This is a genomic window from Streptomyces sp. S07_1.15, assembly GCF_020739505.1.
In the GTDB taxonomy this organism is placed as follows: domain Bacteria; phylum Actinomycetota; class Actinomycetes; order Streptomycetales; family Streptomycetaceae; genus Streptomyces; species Streptomyces xinghaiensis.
Map to the genome: position 1 here is coordinate 1,573,350 of NZ_JAJBZK010000001.1, position 19,216 is coordinate 1,592,565.

The 19,216-nt window shown below is 75.6% G+C and carries 11 protein-coding genes; 2 read left to right on the plus strand and 9 right to left on the minus strand.

Annotated features, from left to right (window positions below; all coding sequences use genetic code 11):
• Nucleotides 1–22: 22 nt before the first annotated feature.
• Both LIX60_RS06630 and LIX60_RS06635 read right to left on the minus strand, forming a co-directional pair.
• Entirely contained in the window at nucleotides 23–3,682 is a 3,660-nt protein-coding gene (locus LIX60_RS06630) for an aminotransferase class I/II-fold pyridoxal phosphate-dependent enzyme (RefSeq protein WP_227957623.1), read from the minus strand.
• Between the two features lie 26 nt (nucleotides 3,683–3,708).
• Nucleotides 3,709–4,650 (minus strand): NAD-dependent epimerase/dehydratase family protein, encoded by a 942-nt coding sequence (locus tag LIX60_RS06635; protein ID WP_227957624.1) that lies wholly within the window; start codon nucleotides 4,648–4,650, stop codon nucleotides 3,709–3,711.
• 436 nt (nucleotides 4,651–5,086) lie between these two features.
• Between LIX60_RS06635 and LIX60_RS06640 the strand changes: the two genes are divergently transcribed.
• Nucleotides 5,087–6,967 carry a glycoside hydrolase family 15 protein gene (locus LIX60_RS06640; protein WP_227957625.1) on the plus strand — a complete coding sequence of 627 codons (1,881 nt, stop codon included), beginning with the start codon at nucleotides 5,087–5,089 and terminating at the stop codon, nucleotides 6,965–6,967.
• A 125-nt stretch (nucleotides 6,968–7,092) separates the two neighbouring features.
• On the opposite strand, the gene LIX60_RS06645 is transcribed toward LIX60_RS06640, so the two are convergent.
• Nucleotides 7,093–7,671 carry a hypothetical protein gene (locus LIX60_RS06645; protein ID WP_227957626.1) on the minus strand — a complete coding sequence of 193 codons (579 nt, stop codon included), beginning with the start codon at nucleotides 7,669–7,671 and terminating at the stop codon, nucleotides 7,093–7,095.
• Nucleotides 7,672–7,873: 202 nt separating this feature from the next.
• Between LIX60_RS06645 and LIX60_RS06650 the strand changes: the two genes are divergently transcribed.
• Nucleotides 7,874–9,256, plus strand: coding sequence for a CoA transferase (locus tag LIX60_RS06650; RefSeq protein ID WP_227957627.1), 1,383 nt, complete (start codon nucleotides 7,874–7,876; stop codon nucleotides 9,254–9,256).
• 97 nt (nucleotides 9,257–9,353) lie between these two features.
• On the opposite strand, the gene argF is transcribed toward LIX60_RS06650, so the two are convergent.
• The 6 genes from argF to mmuM all read right to left on the minus strand — a co-directional run bounded on the left by argF (nucleotide 9,354) and on the right by mmuM (nucleotide 19,135).
• Nucleotides 9,354–10,361: an ornithine carbamoyltransferase gene (gene argF / locus LIX60_RS06655; RefSeq protein ID WP_227957628.1), complete on the minus strand. Its 1,008-nt coding sequence runs from the start codon at nucleotides 10,359–10,361 to the stop codon at nucleotides 9,354–9,356.
• Between the two features lie 171 nt (nucleotides 10,362–10,532).
• Nucleotides 10,533–11,771 (minus strand): arginine deiminase, encoded by a 1,239-nt coding sequence (locus LIX60_RS06660; RefSeq protein ID WP_227957629.1) that lies wholly within the window; start codon nucleotides 11,769–11,771, stop codon nucleotides 10,533–10,535.
• Nucleotides 11,772–11,976: 205 nt separating this feature from the next.
• Nucleotides 11,977–13,089 carry an ABC transporter substrate-binding protein gene (locus LIX60_RS06665; RefSeq protein WP_227957630.1) on the minus strand — a complete coding sequence of 371 codons (1,113 nt, stop codon included), beginning with the start codon at nucleotides 13,087–13,089 and terminating at the stop codon, nucleotides 11,977–11,979.
• 226 nt (nucleotides 13,090–13,315) lie between these two features.
• Nucleotides 13,316–16,246: a polynucleotide kinase-phosphatase gene (locus LIX60_RS06670; RefSeq protein WP_227957631.1), complete on the minus strand. Its 2,931-nt coding sequence runs from the start codon at nucleotides 16,244–16,246 to the stop codon at nucleotides 13,316–13,318.
• On the minus strand, nucleotides 16,243–18,135 hold the full coding sequence (locus tag LIX60_RS06675; protein ID WP_227957632.1) for a 3' terminal RNA ribose 2'-O-methyltransferase Hen1: 1,893 nt from the start codon (nucleotides 18,133–18,135) through the stop codon (nucleotides 16,243–16,245). Before LIX60_RS06675 ends, LIX60_RS06670 begins: the two co-directional genes overlap by 4 nt.
• A 43-nt stretch (nucleotides 18,136–18,178) precedes the next feature.
• The gene (gene mmuM / locus LIX60_RS06680; RefSeq protein WP_227957633.1) at nucleotides 18,179–19,135 is read right to left on the minus strand and encodes a homocysteine S-methyltransferase; all 957 of its coding nucleotides are present in this window, start codon (nucleotides 19,133–19,135) and stop codon (nucleotides 18,179–18,181) included.
• Nucleotides 19,136–19,216 lie beyond the last annotated feature (81 nt).

A 19,216-nucleotide genomic window follows, 5' to 3' on the forward strand; every position in this document is an offset into this window, starting at 1 on the left:
CCCCTTGTCCCGCCCGTCCCCCTCATCCCCCGGCGGCCGCCACCTCCTCGGCCAGGACCGACACGGCCCGTCCGATGTCCTCCTCCCGGTGTTCGCTGGTGACGAAGAAGCGCAGCCGCGCGAGCCCCTCCTCCACCGCGGGGTGGAAGATCGGGTCGGCGACGACACCCCGGTCGAACAGCCGGTCCGCGACGCGCAGGGTCCGCGCCGAGTCGCCGAGGAGGCACGGCACGATCGGCGTGTGGGCGCTGGAGCCCGTCGCCAGGCCGGCCGAGGAGGCCAGGCCGAGGAACAGCTCCGCGTTCCGCCGCAGGGCGCGCACCCGGTGGGGTTCGGCGCTGATCAGCTCGGTGGCGGCCAGGGCCGCGGCCGCGTTGGCCGGGGTCAGGCCGACGCTGTAGACGAAGCCGGGCAGCGTGTGGCGCAGCCACCGCACCATCCGGGCCGAGCCGCCGAGGTAGCCGCCGCAGCTCGCGAAGGCCTTCGAGAGGGTGCCCATCCACAGATCCACGTCGGACCGGTCGGCGCCGAAGAACTCCCCCACACCACGGCCGAGTTCGCCCACCGTGCCGATGCTGTGCGCCTCGTCGACCATCAGCAGGGCGCCGTAGCGCTTCTTCAGCCCGATCACGGCGGGCAGGTCGGCCAGGTCGCCGTCCATGCTGTAGGCGCCCTCGACGACGATCAGGACCCGCCGGAACCGGGAGCGGTTGAGCCGCAGCAGGTGCTCCAGCCGGCCGGTGTCGTTGTGGGGGAACGGGCGCCGCGCCGCCCCGGACAGCGCGCAGCCCTGCAGGATGCTGTCGTGGGCCAGCTCGTCGTGGAGTACGAGGTCCCTCGGGCCGAGGAGATGCCCGATCGCGGTGACGTTGGTGGCGTGGCCGCTCACCAGCGCCAGGCAGTCGTCCACGCCGAGGAAGTCCGCGAGCGCCCGCTCCAGGCGTACGGTCAGGTCCCGTTCGCCGGAGAGGACCCGGCTCGCGGAGACCGAGGTCCCGTACCGCTCCACCGCTTGCCGCGCGGCCTCGGTGACCGCCGGATGGCCGGAGAGTCCCAGGTAGTTGTAGCTGCCGAAGGACAGGTACTCCCGGTCGCCGATGACGGTCCTGTCGCGGATGTTGCCCTCGTGTACGCGGAAGTACGGGAAGTCCGCGCCGCTGCCCTTGATCGCGCTCAGCCGCGTCTCGAACTCCCGCACCTCCGGGAAGTCGTCGACGCGGGCGGTGCCCGCGGACCGGTCCGCCGGTGTCTCACCGGGCAGCAGTCCCCCGGGCGCGGGCGGCCGCGTGACGTGCGGGGCGACGAGCGCGATCAGCCGCGCGATGGTGAGGTCCGGCGAGAAGATCTCGTCGGTGCGGAAGCCGGGTATCCGCTTGCCGATGCCGACCTCCAGCTCCTGCAGCATCAGGGAGTCGAAGCCGAGGTCGGTCACCAGCACTGTCCGCTCGCTCAGGTCGGAGACGGGGAAGACGCTGGTGCGCGAGACCTCCTCGAAGACGAGGGACGCCGCGGCGGATGCGGCGCCGGGGTGCGCCGTGACGGGCGCCGGCCCGGGCGGGTCCGGAGGGGCGGGGCGGCCCTCCCCCACTGCCACTGCCCTGACGGCGTGGGAGGTGCCCCCGTCCACTGCCCTGACGGGGTGGGAGGTGCCCCCGTCCGCCGGCTCGGCAGCGGCATGCGGGAGACGGCCACCCACCTCAGCAGCGCCGTGCGCGGCGCCGCCGTCGGCCGGCACCCCGGCGGTGTGCGGCGGGTCCCCGTCCTCGCGGGCCGACTCGTCCACCACCCAGTGGTGGCGCGGGGCGAGCGGGCTCGGTGGCAGGGTGTACGGGGGTATGCGCTCCCGCGCCGGGCGGAGGTCCGCACCGGCGGTCACGCGCTCCGCGAGCCGTGCCAGCACCGCCGCGCGTGCTGCGGCGGACAGCGAGCCCGGCGCCGGCACCGCGACCTCCGGCAGTGTGTCACCGGTCGGCCGCGCCGTACCGGCCACCAGCCCCGGGCCGAGGTTTCCGGTCCGCCCCGCCGCCACGGCCCCGGCCGCCTCGGTCAGCTTGGCGGCGGCGTCGGCGGCGTCCTCCACCACCAGGGCGAGCCGCTCCGCGAAGAGGGTCCGGCGGGCCAGGGTGTCCGCCACTCCGGCCGGCGGCGGCCGGTCGTCGTCGATGATCTGCGCCAACTCCCTTGCGTGCCGGGCCAGTCCGGCGCGGTCACGGGCGCTGAGCACCAGCAGGTGCGGGCCCTCGCCGGGTGCCGTGCCGTCCGGTGGTGTGCCGTCCGGTGGTGTGCCGTCCGGTGCGGGGCGGGCCGCTGCCGCGCCGCACTCCTCCACCACCAGATGGACCCCGGTGCCGCCGAAGCCGAAGGCGCTCACCCCCGCCCGGCGCGGCTGCCCGGACCCCGGCCACGGGGACGGTTCCGCCGGGACGGTCAGCCGTGCGGCGTCGAGCCCGGAGCGGTCCGCCGGGCCGAACTCCGGCTGCGGCGGTATCACCCCCCGGTGCACGGCCAGGACGGCCTTGACGAGCCCGGCGATGCCGGCGGCGTTGAGCGAGTGCCCGACCACCGCCTTCACCGCGCCGAGGTAGGCGGGCGCGGCCTCTTCCCCGCGCAGCTCGCGCAGGACGCCGACCTCGACGGGATCGCCGACCGTGGTCCCGGTGCCGTGCGCCTCCAGATAGCCCACCGCGTCCGGGGCCAGGTCCGCGTCGCGGTAGGCCCGGCGGAGCGCCCGGAGCTGGCCGGCCGCCTCGGGGTGCAGACCGCCCTGCACGGTCCCGTCGTTGGCCGTGCCCACGCCCCGGATCACCGCGTAGACCCGGTCGCCGGCCGCCAGCGCGTCGGACAGGGGGCGCAGCACCAGGACCCCGGCGCCCTCCCCGAGGACGAAGCCGTCGGCCTCCGCGCCGAACGGCAGGCATCTGCCGGTGCGCGAGATGGCGCCGATCCGGCACAGCCCCACCAGCAGGTCCGGGGTGACGTGCAGTTGGGCGCCGCCCGCGAGGGCGATACGGCACCGGCCGGCGCGCAGGGCGTACACGGCGTTGGCCACGGCCATGAGCCCGCCGGAGCACGCCGAGTCCAGGGCGTAGCTCTCGCCGTGCAGATCGAGGACCGAACTGATCGTGTTCGGGCCCATGTTGAGCAGCAGCCCGGCCACGGAGGTGCCGTGCAGGCCGCTGACGCCGCGGACCGTGCCGGCCCAGCCGGGACCGTCCGCCCGCGCCCCGAACTCGCCGCCGGCGAGCTGGCGCATCCGGATCTGCAGGGTGCTGAGCCCGCGGTAGCCGCTCTCGGTGAGTGCCGTGATCACCGAGGTCTCCTCGCGGTCGAAGCCCTCGGCCTCCCAGCCCGCGTCCTGGACGGCCTCCCGGGCGAGGTCGATGAGCAGCCGGTGCTGGGGGTCCATCGCCCGGGCCCGCCGCGGCGGGATGCCGTAGTGCACGGCGTCGAAGTGGCCGATGTCCGGCAGCAGCGCCATGGTGTCGGTGTACGCCGAGGAGGTGTCGCGGAAGTCGTCGCGGAGGAAGGCGGCGGCGCGCCACCGGGAGTCCGGGACGGTGGAGAACTGCGCCCGCGGGTCCATGAGGAGTTGCCAGTACCGGTTGACGTTCTCCGCTCCGGGGAACCGGCAGGCCATGCCCACGACCGCGATGTCGTCGCGCCGTGCTCCCGGTAAGCCCACGGGGGGTTCCTTCGCGGTCGCGGCCGTCACCGGGAGGCCGCCAGGCGCTCGCGCCACCAGTCCACCGTCGCCCCGACCTGTTCGTCGAGGGGGGTGGGCCGCACCGTGAAGGCGGCTTCGTAGGCGCTCGCGTCGATGACGAACGGGCGGTCGAACTGGTAGCGGATCTCCTTCAGTTCGCGCAGCATCGGGGAGAAGAGCGACGCGATGCCCAGCACGGCCGGCGGCAGGCCGCGCACGGCGACCGGCCCCGTCCCGGCCCGGGCGGCGAGGCGGTCGGTCATCTCCCGGACGGACCGCGGGGGCGCCGTCGGAACGTGCCAGGCGCGACCCCAGGCCCGTTCCTCGCCCGCGACCTCGACGAGCGCCCGCGCCACGTCGGGGACGTAGCTCCAGCTGTGCGGGGCGTCCGGGTCGCCGAGCGTGGAGACCGGCTTGCCGCGCAGCAGCCGGGGCATGACGCGCCCGGCGAGGTGCCCGCCGTCGGTCACGCCGGGACCGAAGAAGTCCGAGGGGCGCACCTCGACGGCCCGGATGCGGCCCTGTTCGTGCAGGTGCCGGGTCTGCTCCCACACGGTGGCGCGGACGCGGCCCTTGGGGCCGGTCGCCGCGAGCGGCAGGTCCTCGGTGAGGGGGCCGTCCACGGGGCCGTAGCCGTAGAGGTTGCCGAGCATGACCAGGACGGCCCCGGTCGCCTCGGCCGCCGTGTGGATCGAGGAGGCCAGCGGCGGCCAGTCGCTCGACCAGCGCGGGTAGGGCGGTGCGGCGCAGCTGTAGATCGCGTCCGCTCCCCGGGCGGCCTCGGTCAGCCGCCCGCTGTCCGTCGCGTCCAGCGCGACGTGTTCGATACCGGGCTCCGGACTTCGGCCCGACTTGCTGATGACTCGTACGGAATGCCCCTGATCGGCCAGCAGCCGTGCGGTGGCTGCCCCGGCGGGCCCGAAACCTAAGACGACAGAAAGGCTCACGCGCGCACATTAGCGCGTGTGTGCGGTTGCTGTGACAGGGGTGCCGGGGGTGTCGGCGGGTGCCTGCCGGACTGCGCCGCCGGGGTGGTCTCCACCGGTGGGGCACGGGGCGGCGGACCGCTCGGCGCCGTCCCGTCACCGCTGGTGGCGGGGGGTTTCCCGGCCGGGCGGACGGGAACTCCGTCACCCGGCGGGTCCGCGCGGACAGTCCGGCGGCACGGCCCGGCGCGTGGCAGGGTGGTGCCCGCCACCCGGCCCGGCGGGCGAGCGGACGACCGGGCCGGACGCGGACCGGGGCCGCCCGGGCCGCCCGGGACCGCCCGGGACCACCCGGAACCGTTCGGGACGGCCGTCGATACCGTCCGGCGGACCGCGTCCGCGGGGCGTTGTTCCGGCACAGCGTCGTCGCCGCAGAGGAACCGGAGGGCCGGGCGTGATGGCAGCGCGATCCCGCGCCAAGGGGGCGGGGACCCCGATCGGGGACTACGGGCTGCTGTCCGACCGGCACAGCGCGGCCCTGGTCGGCCGCACGGGTGCGGTCGACTGGCTCTGCTTCCCCCGCTTCGACAGCCCCGCCGTCTTCGCCGCCCTCCTCGACGAACGCGCCGGCAGCTGGACGATCCGTCCGGCGGGTGACAGCCGCGTCACCCGCCGGTACGTGGCGGACAGCATGGTCCTGCGGACCGAGTTCACCACGCCCACCGGCACGGTCGTCCTCACCGACGCCCTGGCCACCGGCCCCGGCGAGGACCCGCACCGGCTCGGGGAACGGGCCCCGCACCTGCTGATCCGTTCGGTGCACTGCTCCCGCGGCTCCGCCGAGCTGACCGTGGACTTCCGGCCGCGCCCGGAGTACGGCCTGGTCGTCCCGCTGCTGTCGGAGTGCGAGGGCGGGTTCCGGGCCCGCGGCGGCCCCGCCGACTTCGCCCTGACCAGCCCGGTCCCTCTCACCCGGGCCGCCGGCGCGGCCCACGGCACCGTACGGGTACGGGCGGGGCGGACGCTCCGCTTCGCCCTGCAGTGGGCCCCGTCCGGCGGCCCGGACCCGCGGGTGTGGAGCCAGGACGACCTCGCCCGGCAGCTGGAGGACACCGTCACGGCCTGGCAGCGGTGGTCACGGATGCACCAGAGCTACTCCGGCCCCTGGAAGGAGCAGGTGCACCACTCCGGCCGGATCCTCCAGGCCCTCTCCTACCAGCCCACCGGGGCGATCGTGGCCGCGGCGACCACCTCGCTGCCCGAGGAGCCCGGCGGGGTGCGGAACTGGGACTACCGCTACGCCTGGGTGCGGGACGCCGCCTTCACCATGGACGCCCTGTGGGTGGCCGCCTGCCCGGACGAGGCGGACGAGTTCTTCGCCTTCATGACCGGCGCCGCGGCCACCGGCTGGACCCGCTCCCACCTGCAGATCATGTACGGCATCGGCGGCGAGCACGACCTGAGCGAACGAGAGCTGCCGCATCTGGCCGGCTGGCGCCGCAGCCGGCCCGTGCGCGTCGGCAACGGCGCCTGGAACCAGCCGCAGCTGGACGTCTACGGCGAACTCCTCGACACCGCGGCCCGCTTCGAGGACCAGCTCGGCTCCGGGCCGGCACTGCGCTCCTTCCTCACCGGCCTGGCCGACACCGCCGCCGAGGCGTGGCGCCACCCGGACCACGGCATCTGGGAGACCCGCGGCGAGGCGCGGCACTTCCTGTACTCCAAGCTCATGTGCTGGGTGGCGCTCGACCGCGCCGTGCGGCTCGCGCCGCTGCTGCGCGCCACCGGGCACGCCGCGGCATGGCGCCGGACCCGCGAGGAGATCCGCGCCGCGATCCTCGGCCAGGGCTGGAACCCGGCGGTCGGCGCCTACACGCAGTCCTTCGGCAGCGACGCCCTGGACGCCTCCGCCCTCATGCTGCCCCTCACCGGCTTCCTGCCCGCCGACGACCCGCGTTTCCTGGCCACCCTCGACGCCGTCACCGCCCACCTCACGGACAGCCGGGGCCTCGTACGGCGCTACCGCACGGCCGCCGGCGTCACCGGCGCCGACGGGCTGGCCGGGCGGGAGGGCAGCTTCCTGCTGTGCACCTTCTGGCTCGCCCAGGCCCAGGCGGTGGCCGGACGCACGGCCGAGGCCCGCGCCACCTTCGAACGGGCCGCCGCGCACGCCAACGACCTCGGCCTCCTCGCCGAGCAGGCCGCCCCGGACACGGGCCAGCCGCTGGGCAACTTCCCCCAGGCCTTCAGCCACATCGGCCTGGTCAACGCCGCGTGGACGATCGCCCAGGCGGAGGAGCGGCACGGGGAACGGGCCGGCGGAGGGCCTGCGGGCTGACGGCCTGTACCCGGTTGCCGCGGCCGGGAGGCGTGAGCGGACCGCGTCGAAAGCCCGGTGCCGCGGCGAGGAGCGGGGCGTCCGCGTCGTCCTGCGGTGATGTGACGGCGGCGGGCCCGTGGCTGTCAGGCACCCGCGGAGGCGTGGACGCGGGCGCGGCGCCGTTCGCTCTCGCGTTCACGCTCCCGTTCGCGTTCACGCTCGCGGACCAGGGATTCCTCCAGGCGGCGGAGGCGGGTGAGCTGGCGGTGGCTGCCCCAGGCGCCGACGGCGGTGACGCATACCAGGACGGCGAGCAGGAAGAGGCCCGCTCCGACGGCGCCCTTGACGATGACGGCGAGGGCCGTCGCGATGCCCACGGCCAGCGCGGGCAGGGCGATCCAGGCGTGGCGCATCCGGTGGCGGCGGTGGACCAGCAGCCGGTACATGGCCACCCGCTCCCGCCGGCGCCGGGGGATCTCGCCGTGGCGGAGCCTCCGGTCGAGGTCCGCCGTGTCGGCCTCGCTCAGCCCGGCGGCCCTGCCGTCCCGGCGCCGGTCGAACGCCAGAACGGCCGTGCCCACGGCCGCGAACACCGCGGCGCGCGCGAAGGAGCCGGACCAGGACTCCCGGCCGGTGAACGCGAGCGCGGGCCACGCCACCAGCAGGATGAGGAGCGCCTGGGCCCCGAGGTGTTGTTCGAGTCTTTGCGTCAGCTTCCGCATGCTTCGCGTGTTCCGCATGGCCGCGCGCCCTTTCCGCTTCTCGGAGGCGGCTTGTTCGGATTCGTCTGCCCCCTTGTGCCATTCCCAAGGTCTGTATACGGGGGTTGGCCGGAAGTGACCGGTGACGGCGGCCGGCCACGGCGGGTGTGATGTCCGTCTCCGGACGGTCCCCCGGCGCGGGCTCCTGCCGCACCATGGCCGGATGACAAGGCACATCGACGCCGCGACCGCGGACGCCTGGGCCGCACTCGGCGGCCCGGAGGACCTCGCCGGCCAGGTCTCCTTCACCGGGACGGAGGGTGTGCTCCCGGCCCGGCTGCCGGTGCGGGAGCTGGCGCGGGCGACGGTGGGCGTCTGCTCGCTGGCCGCCGCCGAGCTGCTGGCGGCGCGCAACGCCACACCGCTGCCGGAGGTGCGGGTGCACGAGGGGGCGGTGGCCACGGCGTTCGTCAGCGAGCGCCATCTGCGGATCGACGGGCGGGCACCGGTCACCTTCGCACCGCTGTCCGGCTTCTGGCGGGCGGCCGACGGCTGGGTGCGGACGCACGCCAACTACCCGCACCACCGTGCCCGGTTGCTGACCGCCCTGGGCATCGACGGCTCCGCCGACGACCGAGCGGCAGCCGCGGCGCTGGCGGCCGAAGTGGCCTCGCGCCCGGCCCGGGAGGTGCAGGAGACCGTCTACGCGGCGGGCGGCCTGGCCGTGGCCGTCGCCACCGGGCCGGCACCGGCCGTCCACCCGCTCGTCGGGACACAGATCACCGGGACGCGGACGGCCGGTGCGGAGCCGGCACGGGATCTGCCGCCGGCGCCGCTGCCGGCGTCCGGCGTCCGGGTCCTGGACCTGACCCGGGTCATCGCCGGCCCCGTGGCCACCCGCGTCCTCGCCCTGCTGGGGGCCGACGTCCTGCGCGTGGACCCGCCCGGCGTCCGGGAGTTCGCGGACGCCCACGCCGACACCGGCATGGGCAAGCGCTCGACGCTGCTCGATCTCTCCGCCCCGGGCGGGCGGGGGACCTTCGAGCAGCTGCTCGCCTCGGCCGACGTCCTGATCACCGGCTACCGGCCCGGAGCGCTCGACCGGTACGGGCTGTCGCCGGAGGCGCTGTCCGAGCGCCGCCCCGGCCTCATCCTCGCCCAGCTCCGCGCCTGGGACCCGTCCGGGCCGTGGGCGGGGCGGCGCGGCTTCGACAGCCTCGTCCAGGCGGCGTGCGGCATCGCCGCGGCCGAGGCCGCCGGTGACGACGGCCGGCCCGGCGTGCTGCCCGCGCAGGCGCTGGACCACGGCACCGGGTATCTGCTCGCGGCGGCGGTCCTGCGCGCGCTGACCGACCGCCGGACGACGGGGGCCGGCCGCCATCTGCGGCTCTCCCTCGCGGGCACCGCCTCCTGGCTGCTGCACGGCATCCGCCCGGCGCCCTTGGACGGTGCCCCGTACGAGCCCGGGCCCTGGCTGACGGAGACCGCCTCCCCCGTCGGCACGCTCCGCCACGCCCTCCCGCCCCTCGGGTACGCGGGCACGCCCGCCAACTGGAGCCGCCCGCCCGGCATCTGGGGCACGGACCGTCCGGCCTGGGAGAGCTGACAGGCGGCGGCGCGGCTTCAACGGCGGCTCAGGGACAGGGGGCCGCCGTCGCTGTCACCGCTGCCCGCTGCCCGCCTCCCGGCGGGGCCGGCTGTGCCTACTTCAGACCCGCCATGGTGGCGACCAGTACGGCCTTGATGGTGTGCATGCGGTTCTCGGCCTCGTCGAAGACGACGGAGCGGTCGGACTCGAAGACCTCGTCGGTGACTTCGAGCGAGGTCAGGCCGTACTGCTCGTGGATCTCGCGGGCGACCTCGGTCCCCAGGTCGTGGTAGGCGGGCAGGCAGTGCAGGAACTTGACGTCCGGGTTGCCGGTCGCGGCGAGGACGTCCGATGTCACGGCGTACGGGCTCAGCAGCGCGATCCGCTCGTCCCAGACCTCCTTGGGCTCGCCCATGGACACCCAGACGTCGGTGGCCACGAAGTCCGCGCCGCGCACGCCCTCCGTGATCTCCTCGGTGAGCGTGATACGGGCTCCGCTGCCCGCGGCGAGCCGTTCCGCCTCCGCCACGACCTCCTCGGACGGCCAGAGGGACCGGGGGGCCACGATCCGGACGTCCATGCCGAGCAGCGCGCCCGTGACGAGGTAGGAGTTGCCCATGTTGCAGCGGGCGTCGCCGAGGTAGGCGTAGGCGATCTCGTGCAGCGGCTTGGGGCTGTGCTCGGTCATGGTGAGGGTGTCGGCGAGCATCTGGGTGGGGTGCCACTCGTCCGTCAGGCCGTTGAAGACGGGGACCCCGGCGTGCGCGGCGAGCTCCTCGACGGCTTCCTGTCCGTGGCCCCGGTACTCGATGCCGTCGAACATCCGGCCGAGCACCCGGGCGGTGTCCTTGACCGATTCCTTGTGCCCGATCTGCGAGCCGGAGGGGTCCAGATAGGTCGTCGAGGCGCCCTGGTCGGCGGCGGCGACCTCGAAGGCGCAGCGGGTGCGGGTCGAGGTCTTCTCGAAGATCAGCGCGATGTTGCGGCCCCGGAGGGACGGCGTCTCGGTGCCGGCCCGCTTGTCGGCCTTCAACTCCGCTGCCAGCGCCAGGAGATGGCGGAATTCCTCGGCGCTGAAGTCCAGCTCCTTGAGGAAGTGGCGGCCCGTGAGGTCTGTCGCCATGGGGAAGCTCCTCGGTCACTGACGATGGTGGGGTGGCGGGCGCCGTCCGGCGCGATGGAAGACTATACGGTACACCGCATCGCTATACGCAGCCAGGGTGATCCGTCCCAAGTGATCGCGGAGCCCCGGGTCCCGGTGCGGCGGAGCGCCCGCCCCGCCCCGCCGGGACCGTCACCGCCGCACCGGGTCCCGCTCGACCGGGCAGCTCATGCAGCGCGGCCCGCCCCTCCCCCGCCCCAGTTCGCTGCCGGGGATCTCGATGACCTCGACCCCCTGGTCGCGCAGGTACGCGTTGGTGGTGGAGTTCCGCTCGTACGCGACCACGACCCCCGGCTCCACGGCGAGGACGTTGCAGGCGTCGTCCCACTGCTCGCGCTCGGCCGCGTGCACGTCCTGGACCGCGGTGAGGACCCGGATGCGGTCCAGCCCCAGCGCCGCCGCGACGGCCCGGTGCATGTGCTCCGGCGGATGGTCGGTGACCTTGAGGTCCTGCACCTCCGCGCCCGGTTCGATGGTGTACGAGCGGAGCATGCCCAGGCCCGCGTACTGGGTGAAGGTGTCGCCGTCGACCATGGTCATCACCGTGTCCAGGTGCATGAAGGCCCGGCCCTTGGGCATGTCGAGCGCCACGATCGTACGGGCGGAGCCGGCCGCGAACAGGCCGCGCGCCAGCATCTCCACCGCCTGCGGCGTGGTCCGCTCGCTCATCCCGACCAGAACCGCTCCGTTGCCGAGGACGAGCACGTCACCGCCCTCGATGGTGGAGGGGTGGTCGCCCTCGCCCTCCGACCAGACGCGGAAGCCGCCCGCGCGGTCGCCGCGGAAGAGCGGGTGGTGCCGGTAGACGGCGGCGAAGTGCACGGTCTCGCGCTGCCGGGCCGGCCAGCGCATCGCGTTGATCGCCACCCCGTCGTAGATCCAGGCCGAGGCGTCCCGGGTGAAGAGGTGGTTGGGCAGGGGCGCGATCAGGAAGTCGTCCGGGTCCATCACATGGAAGCGGACCGAGGCCGGCTCGGCGTACCGCTCCAGGAACTCCCATTTGGTCACCCCGCCGATCAGCGCCTGGGCCAGCTCAGGGCCGGGCAATTCCTCGAACAGCCCGCGCAGATGCCCGGTGGCCAGCGGCCCGTACTCCCGTTCGTCGAAGGTGCGGTCGAGGACCATCTCCCGGGCCTGCGGGATGTCGAGGCTCTCACCCAACAACTCCTCGAACAGGTGGACCTCCACGCCGCGTTCGCGCAGCACCTCCGCGAACCCGTCGTGCTCCTCCTGCGCACGGCTCACCCAGAGCAGTTCGTCGAAGAGCAGGGTGTCCTTGTTGCCGGGAGTGAGCCGTTTCAGCTCCCTGCCGGGACGGTGCAGGATGACGCGGCGGAGCCGCCCGGCCTCGGAATCCACATGGAACGCCATGCCTCCATCCTGGCCGAGGCGGGCCGCCGGCGCCCGTACCACCCCCTCCGGGGCCACGGAGTGTCGCACTGCCGTGCGAACCGGGGCGGGGGCGCGGTGCGGCGGCGGAGCTTCCGGACGCGGAGCCGGGAGCCCGCGTCCGCACAGGGACCGGTGGACGGCCCCGAGTTCGGACGGATCCCGGCAGCCGGACCTGTGTGCCCTCTCAGCCGGTGTGACGGATCCGGAAGCGGCCGGGGTCCGCCGGGTCCCGGTCGGCGACCTGGACCGGCGCCCAGGCCCATTGCCACACGCCGATCCCCGGCGTGCGGGAGAACCGGATCCGCCCGCGGGTGCCCTCCGCCTCCACACGCGGCCAGGCCTCGGCGGTGCGCTCCCGGTCCGCGCCGTGAGCACGCAGCACCTCGGCGAGGACGGCGACCGTGTCGTAGCCCTCGAAGGCGACGAAGGACGGCGCTTCGGCCAGCCGCTCGCGGAGGGCCGTCCCGACGCGTGCGCCGAGCGGGCCGAGGCGCTCGGGCAGATAGCGCAGGAACGGGATCGCGGCGCCGTCGTGGCCCAGCGACGCCGCCCATGCGGGGAACTCCGGCTGCCCGGCCGGAGCACCGATCACGACCCCGGCGAGGCGCTGGTCGCGGCGGACGGCCCTGACGATCGGCACCGCCGGCTCCGGGGTTCCGACCAGGAGAAGGAGGGCTGTCGCGCCATGGCCGGCGAGTTCGTCGCACAGGGCAGTGGGGGTGAGCGCACGCATGTCCAGTTCGACGGTGGTGCCGCCGCGGGGAGCGAGGTGGTCCCGCAGGACGCGGGCCCCGGATGCCCAGTAGACGCTCGGCTCGGCCGCCACGGCGATCCGGCGGTGGCCGGCGCCGAGGAGGAAGTCCGCGTAGATCCTCCAGCCGTGGGACTGCGCCGGGGCGAGGCGCGCGACCCATTCCGTCGGCCGGTCGGTGAGCGCGTCGAGAACCGCCGACGAGCAGAGGAACGGCAGACCGAGGGCGTCCGCCCGGGCGGCGGCGGCGCGAGCGGCGACGCTGTGATACTCCCCCGCCAGGGCGGCCACACCCAGGCGGGCGAGTTCGTCCACGGCCGCCGCGGCCCGCCGCGGATCGGCCGCGGTGTCCCGGACCACCAGCTCAAGAGGCGTCCCGGCGATCCCGCCGGCGTCATTGACGTCGCGAACGGCCAGCTCGAGTCCGGCCAGCAGATGGCGGCCCGCCTCCACCCAGCCGGGCCGGGTGAGCGGGACGAGAGCGCCGATCCGGACGGGCGACCCGTCGGTCCGGGCCGCTCCGGCGGGCGATGGTGGCCTCTGCATGCGGTGGTGTCTCCCCTGTGACGGTTCGGTCGGAGTGTGCCCGGATCGCGGACGGGCCGGGACGGACACGGCGCCGGGCGGGGCGCCGGCTGGTGGGACGCGGGGCGGGGGCGGGGCCGGACCGGAACGAGGGCGTGGCGGCACCGGAAGCGGATCCCGGACCGCGGCCGGGGCCCACCGGGGGCCGGCCACCCCCGGTGGGCCCCGGCCCCGGCCCCCGGAACGGTCAGAGCCTCGGGTCGACCGGCTCCGACTCCAGGGCGAGCACCGCGAAGACCGCCTCGTGCACCCGCCACAGCGGTTCACCGCCGGCCAGCCGGTCCAGCGCCTCCACCCCGAGGGCGTACTCGCGCAGCGCGAGGGACCGCTTGTGGCCGAGGTGCCGGGCGCGCAGCCGCTCCAGGTTCTCCGGCCGGGTGTACTCGGGGCCGTAGACGATGCGCAGATACTCCCGGCCGCGCACCTTGACGCCCGGCTGGACGAGGCGGCCCCGGCCGTCCCGCGCCAATGGCCGCAGCGGTTTGACGACCATGCCCTCGCCGCCCGCCCCGGTGAGCTCCAGCCACCACCGGACCCCGGCGGCGACCGATGCCTCGTCGGCGGTGTCCACCAGCAGCCGGCGGGTGGGGTGGAGCAGCCGGTTGACGCGCATCGGGCGGGGCCCGGAGGACGGCTCCTCCTCGCCGCCCTGCCCGGAGGACGGCTCCCCGTCCCCCGGCCCGCCGGAAGCCGTCGCCGCGCGGGCCCTGGTTCCCTCCGCCGCCGTGTCCGCCACCGGCCGCCCCGCTCCCGCCCGCGCGGCCATCGCGGCCTCCGCCTCGATCAGCCGGTCGATCCAGGCGAGTTGGACATCGTGCGGCTCGGTGGCGAGGTTGCGTCCCTCGGCGGCGAGCAGCTGGAACGGTGCCAGCCGGATGCCGTCCAGACCGTCCGTCTCCGGGCCGCCCTCGGCACGGCAGCCACCGTTCTCCGCCTTCCCGCGCACACCGGAACCGCCGGCCCCGGCGAGCGCGTCGGCCCCGTCCGCCCCGCCGGACTCCCCGGACTCGGCCGCCGCTCCCGGCCAGGGCCGGGCCGGGTCCCCCACCGGCCAGCAGTAGCGGCGGTAGGCCGCGGTGAACGCCTCCGCGTCCGCCAGCCGCTCCCGCTGCCGGTCCAGCAGACCGGGCGCCCCGGCGCCCCGCGCCGCCGCCGCTTCCAGGGCGTCCAGGACTCCGGGGAAGACGGCGCGCGAGGCCGCGCCCACCGCCGCGTACTGGTGGCGCAGCAGACCGGCCGCCTTCAGCGACCACGGCATCAGCTCGGCGTCCAGCAGCAGCCAGGGGGTGTCCAGTTCGGCCCAGAGCCCGGCGGTCTCCGCGCATTCCGCCAGCCGCGCGAGGATGCGCCGGGTCAGGGCGGGGTCGTCGAGGAACGGCCTGCCGGTGCGGGTGCAGATCGCGCCGGGCACCCCGTCCTCCGGCACGCCGAAGCGTTCCGCCGCCGTCTCCGCGTCCCGGCAGACGAGGGCCACGGCGCGCGAACCCATGTGCTTCTCCTGGCACATCACCTCGCGTACGCCGTCGGCGCGGTAGCCGGCGAAGGCCTCGGCCGGGTGTTCCAGATACCCCTCCTCGGCGGAGGTCGCGCAGGGCGCCATGGTCGGCGGCAGATACGGCACCAGCTCCGGGGCCGGCGCGAAGCGGCTCATCACCTCCAGGGCGGCCGCGGCGTTCTCCTCGCGGACCGCGACCCGGCCGTGGTGCCGGGTCTCGATCACGCGGCGGCCGGTGACGTCACCGAGGTCGAGCGGGCGGCCCCCGGCCCCGCCCGGTGCCCCGCTGTCCAGCGGCTTCACCGGCTCGTACCAGACCCGCTCGGCCGGTACGTCCACCAGCTCGCGCTCGGGCCAGCGCAGCGCCGTCATCCGCCCGCCGAAGACGCAGCCGGTGTCGAGGCAGAGGGTGTTGTTGAGCCAGGAGGCGCGGGGCACGGGGGTGTGGCCGTAGACGACGGCGGCGCGGCCCCGGTAGTCCTCCGCCCACGGGTAGCGGACGGGCAGCCCGAACTCGTCGGTCTCGCCGGTGGTTTCGCCGTAGAGGGCGTGCGAGCGGACCCGGCCGGAGGTGCGGCCGTGGTACTTCTCGGGCAGCCCGGCGTGGCAGACGACGAGACCGCCCCCGTCGAGGACGTAGTGGCTGACGAGCCCGTCGATGAACGCCCGCACCCGCGCCCGGAAGGCGTCGTCCTCCTTCTCCAGCTGGGCCACGGTCTCGGCGAGTCCGTGCGAGACGCGGACGTTGCGGCCCTTGAGGTACCGGCCCAGCTTGTTCTCGTGGTTGCCGGGCACGCAGAGCGCGGTGCCCGCCTCCACCATGTTCATCACCAGACGGAGCACTCCGGGGCTGTCCGGGCCGCGGTCGACGAGGTCGCCGACGAACACGGCGGTACGGCCCCCGGGGTGCGCCGCCCCGGCCGGGCGGCCCGCCTCGTCGTACCGCAGCGCGTAGCCGAGCCGGCCGAGCAGGGTCTCCAGTTCGGAGCGGCAGCCGTGGATGTCGCCGATGATGTCGAACGGGCCGGTGAGGTGGCGCAGATCGTTGTAGCGGCGCTCGCGGACGATCTCGGCCGCGTCGATCTCCTCGGGGCCGCGCAGGATGTGCACCGTGCGGAAGCCCTCGCGTTCCAGGTGGCGCAGCGAGCGGCGCAGTTCCCGCTGGTGGCGCTGGACGACATGGCGGGGCGTACCGGCCCGGTCGGGGCGGGCGGCGTTCCGTTCGGCGCAGATCCGCTCGGGGACGTCGAGAACGACGGCGATCGGCAGCACGTCGTGCTCCCGCGCCAGCGCGATCAGCTGCCGGCGGCTCTCGGACTGGACGCTGGTGGCGTCGACGACCGTGAGCCGCCCGGCGGCAAGCCGCTTGCCCGCGATGTAGTGCAGCACGTCGAAGGCGTCGCGGCTGGCGGTCTGGTCGTTCTCGTCGTCGCTGACCAGGCCGCGGCAGAAGTCGGAGGAAATGACCTCGGTGGGCTTGAAGTGCCGTGCCGCGAAGGTGGACTTGCCGGAGCCGGTGGCGCCGATGAGGACCACGAGGGAGAGGTCGGTGACGGAGAGAGTGCGGCCGCGGCGCGCGGGGCCGGCGGGGGCGGCGGTTTCGCGGGGCTGCTCGTCGGTCATGCCGTCGTCGCCTCCTTCGGGGTGGTGGAAGTGGGGGTGGCCGCGGGGGCCGGGGCCGTGCTGCCGGAGGTCACCGGGGTCGTGGCGCCGGAGGCCGTGTCCGCGTCCGCCGGGGTTGCCGCCCGCCGCCCCGTCCGCCCCGTCCGCTCCGGTACGGCAACGGACCGGGTGAACCGGGCGAGCTGGGTGGGCGGGCCCACCTCCGGGTCGTCCGGGCCCACGGGTGCGAACGCGACCTCGTAGCCGTACCGTCCCGCCACCCGCCGCGCCCAGTCGCGGAACGCGGCCCGGTCCCACTCGAAGCGGTGGTCGTGGTGGCGGAGCCGTCCGGCGGGGAGGCTCTCCCAGCGCACGTTGTACTCGGCGTTGGGCGTGGTGACGACGACGGTCCGCGGCCGGGCCGCCCCGAACACCGCGTGTTCCAGGGCGGGCAGCCGCGGCGGGTCGACGTGCTCCACAACCTCGCTGAGCACGGCCGCGTCATAGCCGCGCAGCCGGTTGTCGGTGTACGCGAGGGACCCCTGGATCAGCTTGACGCGTCCGGCTTGGCGCTCGCCCATCCGTTCCAGCCGCAGCCGGCGCGCGGCGGCCTGCAGGGCGCGCGGGGACACGTCCATGCCGACGATCTCCGTGAACCGGGGGTCGGACAGCAGTGCGGCCACCAACTGGCCCTGGCCGCAGCCCAGGTCGAGCACCCGGGCCGCGCCGCAGTCGCGCAGTGCCGCGGCGATCGCCTCGCGCCGCCGTACGGCCAGGGGCACCGGGGGCCGCTCGCCGGCGCCCTCGACGGCAGCGGAAGCGGCACCGGCGGTGGTACGCCCGGCGGCGCCCGCACCGGAAGCGGGAAGGGCACCGGAAGCGGCACCGCCGGTGCCGTGCTCGCCCGCACCGGTTCCGGAGCCGGTGCCCGCACCCGCATGGCTCTCCCCGGCGTCGGCGGGGTCCCCGGCCCGGCCGGCCGTGCGGGCCTCCGCGCTCGACGCGCTCACCGCACGCACCGCACGCACCGCACCCCCGGCACCGGCGCCGCCCTCGCGAGCCTCCCCGGCACCCTCCGGTCCTGCCTCCTCCGGCCCGTCGTCCTCCACGGCGTTGTCGAACTCCTCCGGCTCGGCGTCGTCCGCCTCCGCGAGCCGGGCCAGGGCCAGCCGTTCCAGCGCCTGCCGGGCCAGGCCGCGGCGGCGGGTCAGATAGCGGCCCGCGATCAGCTCGCGCTCCGGGTGGTCCGGCAGCCAGCCCGCGCCGGAGCGGAGCAGCTTGTCCACCTCGTCGGGGGCGACCCAGTAGTGCTTGGCGTCGTCGAGGACCGGCAGCAGGACGTACAACTGGCGCAGCGCGTCCGGCAGTTGCCGCTCGCCTTCCAGCACCAGCCGGACGTAGCGGGAGTCGCCCCACTCGGGGAACCGGTCGTCCAGGGGCACCGGCTCGGCGGTGACGGTCCAGCCCAGCGGCTCGAACAGGCGCCGTACGAGCGCCGGTCCGCCCCGCGCCGAGAGCGCCGGGACCTCGATCCGCAGCGGCAGAGCCCGCCCCGGCAGCTCCGGCCGGGCGTCGCAGCGGCCCTTGAGCGCACTGGCGAAGACCTTGCCGAGGGCGACGGCGAGCAGCGAAGAGGCCGCGTACGGGCGGTCGTTGACGTACTGGGCGAGCGCGCCGTCGGGGGACGAGCCGCGGTCCCGTCCCCTGCCGCGGCGCACCAGCGCGACCGGATCCACCTCCAGCAGCAGCGCGGCCGTGCAGCGCTCGGCGGACGCCTCGGGGTAGAGGACGTGCGCCGTGCCGTGGGAGGTGGGGAACGCCTGCGCCCGGTCGGGGTGCTTGTGCAGCAGGAAGCCGAGGTCGGTCGCGGGGCGGTCCGGGGTGCCGGTGGTGCCGATGGTCAGGAACACCGTGTGAGTATCGCCGGACGGCACCCCGCCCGACCACGGGATTTCACGGTCCGGTGTCGCCGGTGTCGCCGGTGTCGCCGCCGGCGATCCTCCGGGCCACCTCCGCGATCCGTTCGGGGCCCACCCGGCAGCAGCCACCGATGAGCCGCGCGCCGGAGTCCCGCCACGCGGGGGCGTGCGCCGGATCGTAGGTGCCCGGACCACGCCAGTCGCGGGCCGCCGCGTCCCAGCTCTCGCCGCTGTTCGGATAGACGACGACGGGCTTCCCGGTCACCCGGGCGGCCAGCGGGACCGCGTCGTCCGCGTCGCGCGGATCACAGCAGTTGACGCCCACCGCGATCACCTGCCCGCGGCCGGCGGCGACCCGGAAGGCCTCGGCGAGCGGCTGCCCGGCCCGGGTCGCCGCACCGGAGACCGTGTACGACAGCCAGACGGGCAGGCCGGTGCCCTCGGCCGCGGCGAGCAGGGCCTCCGCCTCGTCCGCATCGGGGACGGTCTCCAGGGCCAGGACGTCCGGCCCGGCCTCGGCCAGTGCCTCGATCCGCGGCCGGTGGAACCGCTCCAGGGCGCGCACGCTCAGCCCGTACCGGCCCCGGTACTCGCTGCCGTCGGCGAGCATCGCCCCGTACGGCCCGACGGACGCGGCGACGTGGACCTCCCCCGCCGTGTCCCGCTCCGCCGCGCTCCGTTCCACCGCCCGGCGGGCCAGCCGCACGCTGCGGCGCAGCAGTTCGGCGGTGTCCGCCCGGCCGAGGCCGCGCCGCGCGAAGCCCTCGAAGGTGGCCTGGTAGCTCGCGGTGATGAGGACCCGTGCGCCCGCCCGGAGATAGGCGGTGTGGGCGGCCTCGATCTGCCCGGGGCCGTCGGCCAGCAGCCGGGCCGACCAGAGCGGATCGGAGAGGTCGCAGCCCTGGGCGGCGAGCTGGTTGGACAGCCCTCCGTCGAGGACGACGGGACCGTCGTCGAGGGCGGCCGCGAGCGGGCGGGCGGGTACGGACACGGCGGCGGTCACCTCACTCGGACGGACGGTTGCGGGCGGCGGTCGGTGCTGAACGGGACGGGACGGGGCGGAGCGGCCCGG

Bases quoted from the DNA above. Each gene is read 5' to 3' on its own strand.
- LIX60_RS06640 (WP_227957625.1), top strand. From the start codon at position 5,087: ATGGCAGCGCGATCCCGCGCCAAGGGGGCGGGGACCCCGATCGGGGAC.
- LIX60_RS06645 (WP_227957626.1), bottom strand. From the start codon at position 7,671: ATGCGGAAGCTGACGCAAAGACTCGAACAACACCTCGGGGCCCAGGCG.
- LIX60_RS06650 (WP_227957627.1), top strand. From the start codon at position 7,874: ATGACAAGGCACATCGACGCCGCGACCGCGGACGCCTGGGCCGCACTC.
- argF (WP_227957628.1), bottom strand. From the start codon at position 10,361: ATGGCGACAGACCTCACGGGCCGCCACTTCCTCAAGGAGCTGGACTTC.
- LIX60_RS06660 (WP_227957629.1), bottom strand. From the start codon at position 11,771: ATGGCGTTCCATGTGGATTCCGAGGCCGGGCGGCTCCGCCGCGTCATC.
- LIX60_RS06665 (WP_227957630.1), bottom strand. From the start codon at position 13,089: ATGCAGAGGCCACCATCGCCCGCCGGAGCGGCCCGGACCGACGGGTCG.
- LIX60_RS06670 (WP_227957631.1), bottom strand. From the start codon at position 16,246: ATGACCGACGAGCAGCCCCGCGAAACCGCCGCCCCCGCCGGCCCCGCG.